At 67.7% G+C, this 15,837-nt stretch carries 12 protein-coding genes and 1 pseudogene; 4 read left to right on the plus strand and 9 right to left on the minus strand.

The features are described from left to right. Positions 1-351, minus strand: a pseudogene (locus tag K8556_RS38080) (hypothetical protein); the annotation flags it as partial. A 90-nt stretch (positions 352-441) separates the two neighbouring features. Next, a complete protein-coding gene (locus K8556_RS38085; protein ID WP_223745049.1) occupies positions 442-1,680 on the minus strand; it encodes a styrene monooxygenase/indole monooxygenase family protein in 1,239 nt (412 codons plus the stop codon). A 187-nt stretch (positions 1,681-1,867) separates the two neighbouring features. Between K8556_RS38085 and K8556_RS38090 the strand changes: the two genes are divergently transcribed. Beyond that, the gene (locus K8556_RS38090) at positions 1,868-2,959 is read left to right on the plus strand and encodes a vWA domain-containing protein (protein ID WP_223745050.1); all 1,092 of its coding nucleotides are present in this window, start codon (positions 1,868-1,870) and stop codon (positions 2,957-2,959) included. Positions 2,960-3,044: 85 nt separating this feature from the next. Then, the gene (locus K8556_RS38095; protein WP_223745051.1) at positions 3,045-4,073 is read left to right on the plus strand and encodes a hypothetical protein; all 1,029 of its coding nucleotides are present in this window, start codon (positions 3,045-3,047) and stop codon (positions 4,071-4,073) included. A 94-nt stretch (positions 4,074-4,167) separates the two neighbouring features. On the opposite strand, the gene K8556_RS38100 is transcribed toward K8556_RS38095, so the two are convergent. Further along, positions 4,168-4,680 carry a hypothetical protein gene (locus K8556_RS38100; RefSeq protein WP_223745052.1) on the minus strand — a complete coding sequence of 171 codons (513 nt, stop codon included), beginning with the start codon at positions 4,678-4,680 and terminating at the stop codon, positions 4,168-4,170. Positions 4,681-5,055: 375 nt separating this feature from the next. Here K8556_RS38100 and K8556_RS38105 point away from each other — a divergent pair, with 375 nt between their 5' ends. Next, the gene (locus tag K8556_RS38105; protein ID WP_223745053.1) at positions 5,056-6,081 is read left to right on the plus strand and encodes a lipase family protein; all 1,026 of its coding nucleotides are present in this window, start codon (positions 5,056-5,058) and stop codon (positions 6,079-6,081) included. Positions 6,082-6,340: 259 nt separating this feature from the next. On the opposite strand, the gene K8556_RS38110 is transcribed toward K8556_RS38105, so the two are convergent. Further along, positions 6,341-9,061 carry a VCBS repeat-containing protein gene (locus K8556_RS38110; protein WP_223745054.1) on the minus strand — a complete coding sequence of 907 codons (2,721 nt, stop codon included), beginning with the start codon at positions 9,059-9,061 and terminating at the stop codon, positions 6,341-6,343. A 300-nt stretch (positions 9,062-9,361) separates the two neighbouring features. Here K8556_RS38110 and K8556_RS38115 point away from each other — a divergent pair, with 300 nt between their 5' ends. After that, positions 9,362-9,829: an SdpI family protein gene (locus tag K8556_RS38115; protein WP_223745055.1), complete on the plus strand. Its 468-nt coding sequence runs from the start codon at positions 9,362-9,364 to the stop codon at positions 9,827-9,829. Positions 9,830-9,927: 98 nt separating this feature from the next. Here the strand turns inward: K8556_RS38115 and K8556_RS38120 are convergent, their stop codons facing one another. The 5 genes from K8556_RS38120 to K8556_RS39925 form a co-directional block, all read right to left on the minus strand. Further along, a complete protein-coding gene (locus K8556_RS38120) occupies positions 9,928-11,082 on the minus strand; it encodes a protein kinase (protein WP_223745056.1) in 1,155 nt (384 codons plus the stop codon). A 160-nt stretch (positions 11,083-11,242) separates the two neighbouring features. Then, positions 11,243-12,856, minus strand: a complete 1,614-nt coding sequence (locus K8556_RS38125; protein ID WP_223745057.1) for a phosphotransferase — start codon at positions 12,854-12,856, stop codon at positions 11,243-11,245. Further along, positions 12,853-13,722 (minus strand): DUF2381 family protein, encoded by an 870-nt coding sequence (locus K8556_RS38130; protein ID WP_223745058.1) that lies wholly within the window; start codon positions 13,720-13,722, stop codon positions 12,853-12,855. The genes K8556_RS38125 and K8556_RS38130 overlap by 4 nt, the downstream gene beginning before the upstream one ends. A 99-nt stretch (positions 13,723-13,821) precedes the next feature. After that, on the minus strand, positions 13,822-14,580 hold the full coding sequence (locus K8556_RS38135) for a DUF5953 family protein (protein WP_223745059.1): 759 nt from the start codon (positions 14,578-14,580) through the stop codon (positions 13,822-13,824). A 1-nt stretch (position 14,581) separates the two neighbouring features. Beyond that, positions 14,582-15,175, minus strand: coding sequence for a DUF6310 domain-containing protein (locus tag K8556_RS39925; protein WP_370640036.1), 594 nt, complete (start codon positions 15,173-15,175; stop codon positions 14,582-14,584). Between the last annotated feature and the right edge of the window lie 662 nt (positions 15,176-15,837).

Here is a 15,837-nt window from a genome sequence, read left to right on the forward strand (position 1 = left end):
GACATTCTCGTAGAAGCGCAGGTCCCGTCCCGGCTGGATGGCCTGCCGGTAGATGCGCGCGGCGATGGGCTCCAGGCGGTCCCCTGGACGGACTTGATAGAGCGTCGCGGCGGGCTCAGGTAGCTGGGTCGTGATGCGGAATGCCTGCACATAGCCCTGCAGCAGATATCCCCCCACCACGGTGGACACGTAGGACCAGCCAGGCGCCTTGGCGTGGTCCCGGATGACACTCACCCGCGTGCCCGGAGGCAGGGGCGCCAGGGTCAGACAGGTGGAGCCCTTCATCTCGGCGGGAAGCGTCCGGAGGTTGGCGCCATCACCCTGGTCGATGAATCCGAATTGAATCGTCATGTCCCCCACCGTCTCGGGACTGACAGGATTCAGCCACCCGGGCCGGCAGTGAAGGACCGGCCGGGTGGGAATGACAAAGACTTACAGCCGCTACGCGGCGGCCGCCTGCTGGATGCGGGCCTCGGTCTCGTCGGGGCTGACAATCCAAGGCCAGAAACGCTGCGGCTCTCCGAAGTTGTCGAAGAACGTATCGGCCAGCGGAGCCATCGTCGACGCGGCTCCCAGGTATCGCTGCACGTGCGGCGGTGGCGGCTGGAGCAGCATGTTGGTGAACGCGGTGATGAACTGGCCCTCCGTCCGCCAGAAGTGCTCGAAGGCCTGCTCCATCCAGTCCGGCGTGAAGGGCTGGTCGCCGTGCGCGAGGATGGCCTGCGTCATCGCATGCGCCTGCTTCGACGCGCTGTTGAGCCCCTGGCCCGCGATGGGGTCGTTGAGCATGACGACATCCCCCATCCCCATCACCGCGCGCCCCGAGGGCAGCCGCCCCACCGGCTTGCGCACCGTGGGCGTGAACGCGCCGGTGAGCCAGGAGGACTCGTCCACGATGGAGGCTCCCTCCAGCCGCTCCGCCACCCAGGGCGAGAAGTCCCGCAGCACCTGCTTCATTCGCTCCAGGGCTTCCCGCGCGGTGCTCACGCCGCCGAAGCGATCCAATCCCTGGCCGGGGATGGCCTCCAGCAGGAGGCAGTCCAGCGGGCCCCGGATGCGGTCGAAGTACGGCATGGCGAAGTACTCGCCGTGGCCCGCCGTCAGGATGAACTTGAGCGCGGGGTAGGGCGTCTCATGCAGCGGCTTCATGCCGGTGACAATCATTGCCGTCAGGTGCCGCTGCGGCTGCGTGTGGACGCTGCGCCCGGCGTCCCGTTCGAACAGCCGCGTGAAGCTGTTGCGGCCCGTCGTCACCACCACCAGGTCATGCCCGGTCGCGAGCGCCTCCAGCGCGTCCACGTCCACGTCCCGCACCACCACCGTGCCGCCGCGCCGCTCGAACTCCGCGAGCCAGCGTGAGTACTTCGCCCTCAGGTCCAGGGCCCTGCCGGGATTCAGGATGCGCCCCTGGACGCGGAGCGCCCGCTGTCCTGGCGCCGGGCAGACGTCCAGGTCCCCGCCCCGGGCGTACTCCCCCGGGCCCTGCCAGAAGTCGAGCCCCAGCTCCTGCTCGTACTGGTGCGCCCGGCCGAAGAGATAGGTGGTCGCGGCGAGCCGGGCGTTGAAGAGCTGCTCGGGCGTGCGGTCCGAATAGACGGTGACCGCGTAGCCCCGCTCCAGCAGGCCGAAGCCGAGCTGCAGACCGGCCTGGCCCGCTCCGATGATGCCGATGTTCCTCATGGTCCCCCCTGGGTGGTGTCCGGGCGTCACGCCCTGCCAGGACACTACGAAAGGAGGGCACCCTCCTGGCAACGCGCGGCGGTACGAGGCGCCCGGAAACCAACGCCCCGAAGCCGCCTTGCATGTCAGACCCCGCGAGTACTGTTCCTCCTGTCGCAGCGAGAAACGCACGAGGGGGAAACACGTCATGGCGAAGTCTGTGATTGATAACCGCGTCGAGGTCGTCTTCAGCTTTGACACCACGGGCAGCATGTATCCGTGTCTCGCGCAGGTGCGAAAGAAGCTGGGGGCCGCCGTGGCCCGGCTGACGAAGGAGATTCCTGGCATCCGCATCGGCATCATCGCGCACGGCGATTACTGTGACGCCAGGTCCACCTATGTGACCAAGGCGTTGGACCTCACGGACGACGCGAAGGCCATCACCCGCTTCGTGGAGAAGGTGGAGCAGACGGGCGGCGGAGACGCGCCGGAGTGCTACGAGCTGGTGCTGCACGAGGCCCGGAGCCTGTCCTGGACGGAGGGCTACACGAAGGCGTTCGTGCTCATTGGCGACGACGTGCCGCACCCGCCGCAGCACAACCCCGGGAAGCTGGACTGGCGCAAGGAGGTGGCCGCGCTGGGGGAGCAGGGCGTGCCGGTGTATGGCGTCCAGGCGCTGAACCGCCGCCACGCGACGTCGTTCTACAAGGAGCTGGCGGAGAAGTCGGGCGGCTTCCACCTGAGCCTGGATCAGTTCTCGCACGTCACCGACATGCTGCTGGCCGTCTGCTACAAGCAGTCCTCGGACGCGCAGCTCCAGGCATACGAAGCGGAGGTGTCCCGCGAGGGCCGCATGAACCGCGGCCTGAACGCGATGTTCAACACGATGCTCAAGCGGGCCGCGTCCACGCTCTTCGGTGAGACGGACCTGCGCGCGGTGCCCCCGGGCCGCTTCCAGGTGCTGGAGGTGGAGGCGGACAGCGCCATCAAGGAGTTCGTGACGGAGAACGGACTGGGCTTCAAGACGGGGCGCGGCTTCTACGAGTTCACCAAGACGGAGACCATCCAGGGCCGCAAGGAGGTGGTGCTGATGGACCGCAAGTCCGGCGACCTCTACAGCGGCGAGCGCGCGCGGGAGATGCTCGGCCTTCCTCCGGGGGAGACGGTGCGCATCCGGCCCGCGAGCCTGGAGAAGTACGTCGTCTTCGTGCAGAGCACGTCCGCCAACCGCAAGCTCAAGGGCGGCACGAAGTTCCTCTACGAAGTGGAGGACTGGGACGGCGCGCGCGCCGCGGCCTGAGGGGTGTGAAGGCCGCGAACCCCCTTGCGGCCGTGCGTGTGACACCACTACAAGCACGCCGTTGCCTACCCGAGGGGGTTTTCGCGTGTATCGAAAGAATGTTCTCAGCGCCGTGTTCGCGTTGGGGTTGCTGACGGCGATGGGGGCTCAGGCCGAGGTGCTGTACGCCCAGGCCAACTTCCTGCTGAACAAGAACCAGCTCTCCGCGGTGAACTACCGCGGCAAGGGCACGGTCATCCCCGTGGGCGCGAAGGTCGCGGTCCTCGAGCGGGACAACGACGAGGTGCGCTGCAAGGTCGTCGACTCCGGCGCCGAGTTCCGGTTCGTCACGCACCGGAGCCTGGGCAAGCCCATCAACGTGCTGTTCGCCGGCTTCTTCGCCGAGCAGGACCCGGCCCCGCGCATCGCCGCGCTGTCGCCCGAGGACCAGAAGCAGGTCCGCGCCGGAGAGCTGACCCGGGGCATGTCGCGCGAGGCCGTGCTCCTGACGGCCGGTCCGCCGCCGCCGCACCGCACGCCGTCGCTCCAGGGCAACCGCTGGACGTACTGGAGCTCGAAGCTCTCCACGTTCGAGGTCGACTTCGGCCCGGATGGCAAGGTCGTGCGGCTGAGCAACGAGCCCGTGGCCGCTCCCGCCCCCGAGCCCGTGGTGGAGAAGAACTACTACGCGACCGCGAACTTCCACTTCGAGGACGGCACCGTGTCCTGGGTGAACTACCTCAAGGGCCCCATCATCCCGTTCAACGCGCGCGTGGAGGTGCTGGACAAGGGCTCGTCCTCCGTGAAGTTCAAGGTCGTGGAGACCGGCGCGGAGCTCGAGTTCACCAACGACTCGCGCTCGGGTTCGGAGACCTGGAAGCTGTTCCAGGCCTCGTTCGCGCCGGAGGACCAGGCCGCGAAGCTGGAGGCGCTGTCGCCGGAGGACCGCAAGCGGGTCTCCGCGTCGGAGGTGGAGCCCGGCATGAGCCGCGACGCCGTGCGCATGGCGTGGGGCCCGCCGCCCGCGCATGAGACGCCGTCGTTCCAGTCCAGCACCTGGACCTACTGGAAGTCGAAGACGGCCAAGGTGCGGGTGAAGTTCGGCAAGGACGACAAGGTCGCCGCCATCGAGTAGCGCGGCGCACGCAGGTCCCTGACGACGCGAGAAAGGCGTGACGGCTCATCGCCGTCACGCCTTTTTTCGTCACCGCGTCAGGCTTCGCGGCGGACTACTCCAGGGTCGGGGCCTGGCTCATGCCGGCCGTCGCGTCCAGCATCGGCGCCTGGGCCAGGGACAGCACGCTGGTCGCGGCGCCGCCCACCGCACCCACCGCGCCGCCCACCGCGCCCACGGCGCCGCCCACGCCCTCGGCGACACCCTGCACGCCCTGGGCAACGCCCTGCACGCCCTGGGTGATGCCCTGCACCAACTGCGCGATGCTGCTCAGCACGTTGGCGGCGCCCTCCAGCAGCTTGCCCAGCTCCGCGGCCTTGCCGCCGAGGCTGCCAGCCGCGTCGAAGCCGTCCTGCTTCAGGGCCGACAGCGCGTTGGACATCTTGCCGCCCACCTTCCCGGAGGGGGACGCATCCACGGCGCCAGGAAGGCCCGGCGTGTTGGGCTTGGAGACGGAGGACGGCGTGGTGGGCTTGGAGGTGGCGGACGGCTGGGTGGGGGAGGGGGTGGGCTTGGTGGCGGGGGACGGGACGGAGGGGGTGGAGCGACCGGCGGCGCGGATGGCCATGACGTGTCTCTTTTCGGGAAGGGGAGTGGGTGTTGCTTTCAGCGACGAGGACACACATAGCAGCGGGCGTGCCAGCGCCCCGGACCCGCCAGGCCGTGCGTAAGCCGCTGATCTTGCTGGAAGCGTGAGAGGCACCGCCCGGGTCCAGGGGCTTGCGCCTGGTGACTGCCGTCAGGCGTTGATGTGTCCAGTCACCAGGGGCGGGTTCGCGTCGGGCGTCGTGTCGACCGACGCGTCGACGGCGCGCGTGAAACCCCTCGCCGCGAGGGGCTCCGAGGAGCGCCGCGTGCGGCATGGGCGCTGCAATCGGTGCCTGGCAACGGATGGCGGCCTGCGTCGCCCCGTTCCACCCGCCGCATCTTCCTGGAGCCCGTCATGACGACCTCGACCGTTGCCGCCATCCGTCCGCAGCCGAGCCTGCTTGCGACGCCACCCGAGCCCGTGCTGAACGCGACCCAGGTGCTGGGCATGGGGCAGGGCGTGGTCGCGGCCTACTCCGCCTTCAATGGCAAGGAGTACTCCGCGCCCTCGGGCTGGACGCAGGTGGGCAGCCTCACGGCGTGGGTGCCGCAGAAGGGCGGCGTCGCGGAGGCGTTCGGCCTGTGGTTCACCTCCAACGCGGATTCGACCACGGCGATGCTGGCGCTGCGTGGGACCGTGACGTCGGCGGACACGAGCGCGGACGAGCAGTACGCCACCACGTCCTTCGCGCCGTACTCCGGAACCTCCCTGTCGCCGGTGCCGCAGGTGCACAGCGGGTTCTGGGGCATCTACACCGGCGCGAGCAGCTCCGTGCCCCAGTCCATGCAGGCGCAGGTGTTCGCGTGGCTGAAGGCGAACAACATCCAGACGCTCTACGTGACGGGCCACAGTCTGGGCGGGGGGCTGGCGGAGTTCCTGGCGCTGGACCTGGCGGTGAGCCAGCCGTCGCTGAGCGTGACGACCGTCACGTTCGCGGCGCCGATGGCCGGGCTCGCGGATTCGTGGGGGACGGCCTACACCCAATACGTCACGAGTCCGGCGACGGTGCGCGTGGTCAACCAGTACGACGTGGTGCCCACGTTGCCGCCGTCGTGGCTGGCGCCCAACTACACGCAAGTCGGTGTGGAGTTCGCCGTGCTCTTCTACAACACGTTGGGGGACACCAGCACGCAGGAGGCGACCATCCGGCACGAGATGGACAACCACCTCACCGTGCTCACCCAGGCGCTGCCCGCCACGCCTCAAATCTACGTGGGCGCCTTCCCGGATGGCGTCTACACGGACAGCCAGGGCAAGCCGCTCCAGGACACCAGCGTGGCGCCCACCGCGGACACCGTGACGGCCGCGAAGGCGTCCGTGAAGGCCCTGCCGCAGCGCCCGGTGGCCCAGCCGCCGGACCGTCGGGTGGCGACGAAGTAGGGCCCTGGACACCTTCGTCGCGCGGAGGACCGACAGCTCGATGTCGCCAGGCACCTGCTGGTCGCGGCCCAGGCCGAGCAGGGCCTGTGTCACGGTCGACGGCAAGCCTGTCCATGAGTCCTGGGGGAGCGACACGGCGGCTTACGCAGGCCGTGCCAGCTTCAAGGTCCTCGGTGCATTGTCTTGCCGGTCCTCGACCTCGCCCCATGATTCGCCGGGACCCCGCGCGTGCGCAGGATCCCGGCTCTCATGGGAACGCTCAGCGTGCGTCGAGCCGCGCGGTCTGCGGCACGAAGGCGCTGCCAGAGCTGGGGGCGACGTACCAGGCGCCAGGGGAGTTGCGCTCCCGGGCCACCAGGTCCGCCTTGCCGTCCCCATCCATGTCCGCGACGAAGAGGCGGTACGCGCTGCTGCTCGTCGCCCAGCTCGTCAGCCACGCGGACGTCTGGGGCACGAAGCCCGTGCTCGTGCCGAGCGCCACCTTCCAGGCCTGGGGGCCGGTGTGCTCCTTGGCCACGAGGTCCGCCCTGCCGTCGCCGTTCACGTCCGCCACGAACAGGTCATGGTCCGCGCTGGGGACCCCGAAGCCCGCGAGCGAGCCGGGCTGCGCCGTGAACCCGCTGCCGGTGTTGAGCGCGACGTACCAGAGGCCGGAGCCGGTGCGCTCCTTGGCCACGAGGTCCGCCTTGCCGTCGGCGTCCACGTCCGCCACGAACAGGTCGTACGCGCTGCTGGACACGGCCCAGCCCGTCAGCCAACTGCTCGACGCGGGGACGAACTGCGACCCGGTGCTGAGGGCCACGTACCAGGTCCCCGGCGCCGTGCGCTCCTTGGCCACCAGGTCCGCCTTGCCGTCCGCGTTGAGGTCCGCGGCGAAGACGTCATACGCGCTGCCCACCGCCCAGCCCGTGAGCCAGGAGGTGCCGCCGGGGACGAAGCGGTCGCCGTTGCTCAGGGCCACGTCGAACGTCCCGTTGACGCGGCTCTGCGCGATGAGGTCCTTCTTGCCGTCGCCGTTCACGTCCGCCAGGAACAGGTTGTAGGCGCTGCTGGCCACCGCCCAGTCCGTCAGCCGCGCCACCTCCTTGAAGGTGGGCACCAGCTTCAGGGCGCCCGCCTGCTTCTCCAGGGCCACGCTGCCCCAGCGGCCCGGGTAGTCGCGCTCCTTGACGATCATCTCCACCGGGCTGCCGTCGCCGCCGGACGGGGCCGCGTTGCCATCCGCCTTCGTGTCCGTGAAGGCATCCCCGAACCAGACGTCGAAGTCGACGCCGCGGTCACAGTCGGTCCCGAAGCCGGCGCCGTCGCTGGAGATCAGCAGGTTGCGGGTGAACTGCTGCAGCCGCGGGTCCACCCGGGAGACCATGGGGCCTCCCATGTTGTGCAGCGTCGCCCAGTCATCCAGGCCCCAGCTCCAGAGCATGCTCATGCCAGCGACGACGTGGCCGCTGGTCGCCTTGGGGCGGTACAGGACCAGGTGGGTGAACTCATTGCCAAAGGGCGTCGGGTTGTTCGTGGCCCACGTCGGATCATCGGAGAACTGCCCCTGTCCCAGCGGCAGCACGCACGCGGTGGGATCGATCCGGAACAGTTGGTTGGGATGGATGGAGTCCGCCTCCCACCCCAGGTTGCCCACGTAGATGCCCTGCGAGGAGAGGTATGGGCCGATGAGCGTGTCGCCCGTCGCGGTGATGCCGGTGCCCAGGCTGGGGCGGGCCGCCACGGTGTCCGTGAAGAAGGTGAGCGGCAGCTCGAAGGTGTTGCCCGCCGGGTCGATGGGGTACTGCACGCCGAGCAGCTCCTGCTCCGGCTTGTGCACCGGCGGCGCCCGGAACCAGGTGGTCGTCAGGCTGGGGTTGACGGACAGCATCGGATCCGAGCAGTCCGGTCTGGATGCGGGGACGGTGACGCCGGGCCGGCACGCGGACGAGGGGGTCGTCGTGTCGGTGGCGCTGTCCTTGTAGCCCACGATGATGGGGCCCGGGTTGCCCGTGGTGGAGGCCTCGTAGCGGATCTGCCAGTAGCCGGTGTTGCCTGCCATGGCGACGAGGTTGCCGCCCCCCGCCACGAAGGACTCCAGCCGGTTGCGCGTGGTCATGTCCCAGTATTCGCCGTGACCGGAGAGGATGGCCGAGCGCCGGGAGGTCAGCAGGTTCGAGAAGCGCGAGACGTCGTAGTCCGTGGCCACCGTGTACGGCAGGTCGTTCTTCTCCAGGTAGCGCAGCAGCGGGACGTCCGTCTTGAAGTGGGTGGGGACGTTCCACGACGGGCGCGCCATGGAGACCTTGGTGGCCCGCTCATAGGAGTACATGCCGCGCCAGGGGCACTGCGACCAGCCCTCACAGGGCTGGGCCGTGGTGCTCGTGTGCAGCGTCTCTCCCCAGGGGTTGTAGACCTCTGTCGTCGTCGGATTGACGATGACCAGCCGGTCCGTGGACGCGTCGTCGCGCACCACGAACGTCGCCAGCGTCTCCTTGGGCAAGGTCACCTTCGGGGTGATCCGCACGAAGTACACCCCCGAGCTGAGCGTGCCCACGGAGGGCTGCACGGGGTTGCTCCACGCGCACTCCACCAGGCCGTAGTCCACCTCCTGTTGCCGGATCGCCAGGTAGTTGGGGACGGTGGTGGGCGTCTCCGTGCCGCAGCGGGGCTGCGAGATGGGCCCGTAGGTCGTCGCGGGGGCGGCGTCCGAGTCGTGGACCACCTGCGCGCCCGCGCCGCCGTACCAACCCAGCCGGTAGATGCGCAGCCGGAAGGACTCGGGGCTCTGGATGTAGAGGGTGGGGGTCTCCCCCGTGTTGATGGAATAGGGCGCGACGTACACGCCCCGGGGGGCGACCGTCGGCTCCGCGGGGTCATGGTGTCCCTGACGGAACGTCGACGGGACGATGAGGTCTTCCCAGTCCGCCGCGTGGGCCTGACGGGTCCAGGAGAGCAGGGCAATCACTCCCAACATGAGCTGCAGGGGATGGTGTTTCAAGAGGTGTTGCTCCAGACGTGAGAGGGAATGTCCCGCGCGTACGGCGCGGGGATTCCCGTGGCAGGCATTGCCTTGTGATGGGGAGCTGGAATCCCTTGCGGTCAAAGGATGAGCGCAGGGGAAGCCTGCCGGCAGCCTAGCGGCTTTCCCTGAAGCCGTCTGCCTTTCTTCACGTGGACATTGCAGGAACTCGTCGGAGGTACAGCGATCGATGAGATCGATGAACCCCATGCCGTGCGTCTCCAAGAGCGCCGAGCAGGAGGTCCCCGAGTTCCTTGACGTCGCGGGACACCGGTGGTGATGGCCGCGATGTACCTGGTCCTGGTGGCGGTGCCGCGGATTTCGCCCAGGGGCTATCGCGTGGAGCGCTTCCAGGGCGTCTTCGAGGGCCTCCAGGCGGCGCTGCTCGCGTTCCTCTTCCTGCTCAACGCCCTGGTCCTGCTCTCGGGCATCGGTGTGTCCGTGCCGATGGCGCGCGTGGTCCCCGCGGGCGTGGGCCTCTTCTTCTGTGGAATCCGGACGCCCTGGACGCTCGCGAGCGACGAGGTCTGGCTGCGCACGCATCGCCTGGGAGGAAGGCTCTTCGTCCTCGCGGGACTCATCGTCCTCGTCGCGGGGCTGCTCGGCGCGGGTCCGGTCCCCGTGCTCGCGGCTGTCGCCGTCGCGGCGGTGACTCCGGTGCTCTACTCGTACTTCCTCTATCGCCACCTCGAGGGGGACGAGCACGGACCGACGGACGCGACCCGGATTCGATATCCCGCTGCATGACGTGTTGTCCCGCCATGTTCCACCCCATGCCGCAGGTTCATGCGACATACGTGCAACATGGCGGGACTGGAGTGGAGCCCCCGCGCAGGCAAGCGTGGCTAGTTCGTGCTGATCTCGTCCTGGGACACCTGGAGGCCACGGGGGCGCCGCATGCCCAACTCGACCATCACCTCGCGGGATCGCTTCGCCATCTCGTGCAGCTCCGACACCGCTTCCTTCCGACCGTAGGCGTCTCCCTCTCCGAGCCAGCGGCGCAGGTCCGCCGCCAGTTCCCGCGCCGTCTGGTAGCGGGCTTCCGGGCGGGGCTGGAGGAGCTTGCGCAGCGCCAGGCCCAACCCCTGCGGAAGCGACTCCGTCAACGCCTCCAGGTCCGCTTGCGAGTAGGTCGCCGCGCGCCAGATCGCGTCCTCCACGCCAACAGGGCTTCCTGCGAGCCGAGCCCGCCTGACGGCACGTCGGACCCGCACGCGCTGCCGGACTGAAAGCGAGTCCTTCACCTCTTCGGTCAAGGCGTCCGGGGCATCCAGGAGGTTCTTCCTCGTCGCGAGTTCAAGCAGGACATTGCCAAGCGCGAAGAGGTCCGCTCTCGCATCCACGCGGCCCGTCAGGAGCATTTCCGGGGAGGAGTAGAACGCATCCCCCTGCGGCTGGCGCACCGTGGACGAAACGCGGCCGGGCAGGTCCGACAGAGCGAGCCCAAAGTCGGAGACCTGCACGTCACCGTTCCAATCGACGAAGATGTGCTCCACGTCGAGCGCCCGGTGGACGATGTTGAGAGAGCGCCCCTGCTCGTCCTTCGCCTCGTGGGCATGCTCCAGGGCCTCGGCGACGCGCGCCCCGACATGGAGCGCGAAGAGGGGAGAGAACCGGCGACCGCACTCCCCCGAGAGCGTCAACAGGGTGTTGATGCTGTGCCCCGACGGATGCTCGGTGATGACGTACCAGCACCCCTCCGCCTTGTGCAGCCCATGGACACGGAGGATGCCCGGATGGTCGAGGTACGTCGCGAGGCGCACCTGCTCTTCAAGCTTCGCCCGCGCCCGCTTGATGCGAGGCACCTCCAGCAACTTCGGAACGCCCACTGCCTTGAGCAGCACCTTGCCCCGGATGTTGCCCTCGGAGGTACGGCGCCGGGCCAGCAGGAGACTCAACCCGTGGTGGACCTCTCCCAGGTCTTCGCGGAACTCGTACTGGAAGCCGTCCCGGGTGAAGAGAATGGCTCCGCGTGGAAGCCTGAACTCACTTTCCGACATGCTCTTTCCTCCTCTTCGCGCAGGCATCCGAAAGCCGACGCGTCGTGGGCGACGTTACCCGTGGGATGGGCCGTCGTGGAACGACCCTGGGAGGTCATGTCGCGTTTGAGGAGGAGGGGGCGAAATCAAGCACCTACCCACCACGTCGCCCCGGGGCTGCTCAGGGCCAGCGATCCACCACTGTCCCGGAGCCTCGATTGACCGCCATCACCTTGCCGTCCTTGAACGCCACGGCAGTTCCCTCGTGCACGAAGCAAATGGGGTACGCCTCCTGCCCCGGGAGCTTCACGCGGTCATACCGGATGACGAGTGCCGGCCCCTCCGCACGCCCCATCTTGTCGGAGAGGTAATAAGCCTTGCCGTAGAAGCGTGTGCCCTTGGGGGCGACCGCCGCCTGCCGGTCATCGTTGACGCCTTTGGGGACCACCCCCACCACATCCGCGCCAGCGGTGAACCATACATTGTCAAAACCCGCTTGGCGTTCATCGAGTTGAAGGGAGAAGCTGTCCCCTTCCTCCCAGTGAAGTTGCTCCCGCATGGCCTCTTCCGCCCCAGCCGGGCAGGTGAAGCGCTCTGGACGGATCTGGGCACCCGGACAACCCGCCGCCAGCGCCGCGACGAGCGACAGCGACGCGCACTCGACGGCAGCAACGGACTTCTTCGGCAGGCGGAGCGCACGTCCTGGGGGCGAGGCTTCGGGGGCTGGGGTCTTCAAGGCGGATCCTTCCTTCGGGGCAGCGGCGATGGCTGGCCCCGGGACTGTCACGGACGAAGGGCCAGCAGGTGTCATAGCAGGAGGGTGTGTTTCGGGCGGTGCGGAATGGGCGGTGGCAGGAGGAGGGCGTGGGGCTGCGGCGTCGTGCGGCCCGGCAGGCCCGCCGGTGGCGCTCCCTGACGAGCGCCAGAGGGTCGCAGCCATGACGAGCGCGACGATACAAACGACGCCTGCGAGCCACCTTCCCGCGCGAAGCGGTCGCTCCATCATGGCCACATGCCGCTTGAGGGATTGCGGCGTGGGGGGCATCGCCAGTGCCCCAGGTGTTGGCCCTCCGTGACGCTGATCAGCGGGTGGATGGGCCGGAACATCATACTCAGCGGAGCGCTCGCCACGGAGATCCGCCAGTTCGCGGCGCAGCGCCTCGGTATCGACCGGACGCCCCTTGGGGTCTCGGGCCAGGATGGTCTCGACGAGGTCGCTCAGGGCCGCTGGCACCCGCGCATTCGCCAATCGAGGGGGCGGCGGTGGGAGGGCAGGGCTGTTCAAGTCGAAGCGCGGACGAAACTCCGTCGGGCGTGGGTCGGTCAGCAGTTCATGGAGCATGACGCCGACCGCGAAGATTTCGTCGGCGACATGGAAGGCGTAGCGGGCCCGGTGCTCGTCCTTGTGCTCGCGCAGGAACTTGAACTGCTCGGGCGCACGATAGCGGTCTGTCCCTGGAGGCAACCCCCCATCCGTCAGGTCTTCGGCGAAGGTGTAGGTCGCGCAACTGAAATCGATGATGACGGGCTCACCGTCGCTCTTACGGATGAGCACGTTGGACAGCTTCAAGTCCCGATGCATGATGCCCCGGCGATGCATGTATGCCAGCGTCCGGGCATGGGTCTGCTTGGGGTCGCCGCTGGACTCCCGGTGCTGGGCCACCTTGATGGCCCGGTGCCTGCCGTTCTTTTCGCCAAGGAAGACGAACGCAAAGCCTCCGTCACCGGGCGGCTTGGAAACCTGCCACCCGTCAATCAACGCACCGGGCGGAACGTGAAGCAGCGTCGCGCTCATTGAGCATCCTCCGCGGAGGGCTTCGGGAAGCGCACGTCTGGAATCGTGAGCCGACGCTCCCCATCACCACGCACCTCCAGGGTGAAGACGAGGTCTACTTTCGTCTTGGGTACTTCCACGACCGCCAGCACTCGCCCGTTCTCCCCCGGAAGGATTGCACCCGGCTTCTCGGCTACGAGTCGTGCCCGCAGGGGCATGCCGACTCGCCCCACGAACATTGCTTCTCGTGGTGTCCAAGCGGGGTGGTCAGGGCGGTTCACAATCTTCACGTCCGCCAGGATCCATCCCGTGCCCCGAAAGGTTACGATCTTGTCCAAAATCAACCCCTGCACAGCATCGAGCGTGCCTTTGCGGCTGGACGTCGTGACGCCCTTCGCGTCCACGTAGCCGAGGAGCACGAAGTCTTCCGGCTTCGGCACCGGGGCTTGAGTCGTGGGCTGGCAGGCCGTATTCGGCGGCTCCGGGCGTTGCACGTCAATCAGTGCATCAACGTCGCGCGGATCTGTCACGAGCACGAAGGCGGCCCGGGTGGGCGCTCGGCCGTCGGCGAAGAAGACCCCAATCTCCTGACGCTCGCCGTCGGCAAGGTTGGCCACGGGCTGAACGATGATCGACCGCTCGCCCGCGTCCAGGACGCGGATCCGGGATTCGTCGAAGGTGAGGGTCTTCCGCTGGATCGGCGCAGAGAACAGGAACACCGTCCGGGCCTCCGCCGCGACATGGACGACGGGCAGCGGTTCGGCCGGCGTGCTGGCGATGGTCACGGAGCGCTTACGATCAACGCGCGCCCCCGTGGCCGGCTCAGCCCCCGCAGCAGCTCCCGAGACAAGCGCGAGCGCGAGGGCCAATCTGAACGGTTGGAGCAATGGTGCATGACCTCCCGGATGGGAAGGCTACCATCGCCGATGCCAGCGCAGTGGGTCTCTTCCTACAACCAGAGTGCCGCACCGGGCTCCTGAATCGGGTCAAGGTGCTGCACGTCCGCCGATCTCCGGGAAGCGCTCATAGGCCCGAAGGAGCGCGGCCAGGTGGGCGGGGTTGTCCAGGTCGAGCGGCGCGTCGGTGAGCTGCACGACCCAGCCGCCCGATGCTGTGCGCCGCGCCCGTAAAAACAACTCAGAGTCGCGGGCCGGGTCCGGGAATCCGATGGCTTGCGCGGCAGCGGCGGACCAGTAGTTCAGCCACCCGAGGAAGTGCGGAACCTCAGGCGTGGACCTGTCCCATGGGAGCTTGAGCGATGGCAGTCCATGGGGCGAAACGTGCAGCGCATCGCCGGGATGGCGGAACTGTTGCGCCACGATCCCACCATAACCGCTCGGCGTTGCATGCCCCCATACGGCGCGAGCGCCCTCCGCTACACCTGCAAGCACATCGGCAGCCCCCGCGAGGCCGACTGCGTCGAGTGGCAGGTCCGCATGGACTTCAAAATGCGGCGGGCTTCCTGCTGCAAGACCGTTTGGGTTTTCCTGTCCGACTACCGTCACGAGCTGGTTGTCATCATCGTTGCAGAGGAACGGGAAACCGCCGTTTGTCATATTGGCCGCTACCCACTCGTCGCGTTGAGGCAAGGCGACGAGGTCCCCCTTTTCCGACATCGTCCACCCCAGGCGTAATCCGGGCAGCGCACGTTCCATTGCATGGACAACTGCGGTCGCGCGGTCATCATCATCCTGGAGCGCAGGCGCGTGGGCGATGACGATGAGGGTTCTGTGAGCGGCCGTCATTTCAACACCAGTCCATGATGACAACTTTCAGGGTGGGGTCTTCGTCGAACAGCACAGCTTTATGCGCGGCGCTTCGCACTCCAATGACGAAGTTGTACCCGCAGTCCCTTGCGAGTTTGGCCTCGCGCCTCAGTTCAGGCAGCTTCATCCTGACAAAGAACCTTTGGGAGCGCGGTGGCTGTTTTTCAAAATCATCCGTCTTGATGTCCCACAGCGTGCGATTGATGAGGACCAGTCCGTCGAAGTTCTTCCCATTGACGAGTACATCCCAGCCCGGGAAGCTGTTATTGGGGATCCTGTCAGCGCATTCGTTGTGTGGATCGTTGCCGCCCAAATGTCGCACCGGGACGGGCCTGCATTCGGAACGGCGCTCGCGATCCGGTGATTCGGGCGGAACCGGAGGGAGCCAATCCTGCCCCGCTGGCTCGGGATTCAGCTTGGGCTTGCGTTGCACTTCAGCTTCTCGGGATGACACCTTCGTTCCTCGTGAGGTCCCAGCCTCTTCTGGGAAGGCATGGCGGAGTTCATATGCGTCCAGCGCTTCTTTGATGGCGAAGCCGACCACTACCACGCCAAGCACGATCACGGCTCCCACGGCAATCTCAGGAGCCGCCAACACGCAGAAACCGATTCCCACAGATGCGGCGTCAGCGGACGCGACCGCGCATCTTCCCGTAGTGTCGTGGAACTCGATCCGGTCATGGTCAAGGGCTCGATAGCATCTCTCCACCAGCACCGGCCAAGACTGTGACGCTTCGCGGACCACGCACTGTCCTCCGTCAGTCCACGGCAGCGCCGCCGCACGCTGGAGATTGGCGATCCTCGGGTTCCGGGCCGCGTGCGCCCTGGGGCTTGGTGCCGGCGTGGCGCAAGCCGCGAGGAAGAGCAGGAGTGCGGCGCAGGCGCGGAGTCGCATGGTCACGTCCTTTCAGTCGAACCAGCGAGCCAAGGGGGAAGGCTGGCCGACTGTGGAGTATGCCAGCATCCGAGAATATCGTGGATACCTGGAAGCACGCCGATGCGCGGCAGCTCGGGCGTCAAGAGGCGCGAGCGGGAACGTCACCAAAGACAACGGCAGGCGGGCTAGCGAAGTGAAGTCCCCAAGCCCCTACGACAAGCGCGGCTGACCCCTCAGCGCAACGAGGCGGCACCGCAGCACCGAGTAGTCCCATGTCACGTCGTAAGCGTTCACGGGGTGGTGCTCGCCTGCGGGGTCAGTGAGGCAGCGAACGGTGGGCCTCACCACGCTCGACGTGG

This window comes from Corallococcus sp. AS-1-12, from assembly GCF_020036995.1.
GTDB lineage: Bacteria > Myxococcota > Myxococcia > Myxococcales > Myxococcaceae > Corallococcus.

What these genes read in the sequence shown, in the direction of transcription:
- K8556_RS38105 (WP_223745053.1), top strand. Translation starts at nt 5,056, where the DNA reads ATGACGACCTCGACCGTTGCCGCCATCCGTCCGCAGCCGAGCCTGCTT.
- K8556_RS38100 (WP_223745052.1), bottom strand. Translation starts at nt 4,680, where the DNA reads ATGGCCATCCGCGCCGCCGGTCGCTCCACCCCCTCCGTCCCGTCCCCC.
- K8556_RS38115 (WP_223745055.1), top strand. Translation starts at nt 9,362, where the DNA reads ATGGCCGCGATGTACCTGGTCCTGGTGGCGGTGCCGCGGATTTCGCCC.
- K8556_RS38090 (WP_223745050.1), top strand. Translation starts at nt 1,868, where the DNA reads ATGGCGAAGTCTGTGATTGATAACCGCGTCGAGGTCGTCTTCAGCTTT.
- K8556_RS38120 (WP_223745056.1), bottom strand. Translation starts at nt 11,082, where the DNA reads ATGTCGGAAAGTGAGTTCAGGCTTCCACGCGGAGCCATTCTCTTCACC.
- K8556_RS38085 (WP_223745049.1), bottom strand. Translation starts at nt 1,680, where the DNA reads ATGAGGAACATCGGCATCATCGGAGCGGGCCAGGCCGGTCTGCAGCTC.
- K8556_RS38125 (WP_223745057.1), bottom strand. Translation starts at nt 12,856, where the DNA reads ATGAGCGCGACGCTGCTTCACGTTCCGCCCGGTGCGTTGATTGACGGG.
- K8556_RS38135 (WP_223745059.1), bottom strand. Translation starts at nt 14,580, where the DNA reads ATGACGGCCGCTCACAGAACCCTCATCGTCATCGCCCACGCGCCTGCG.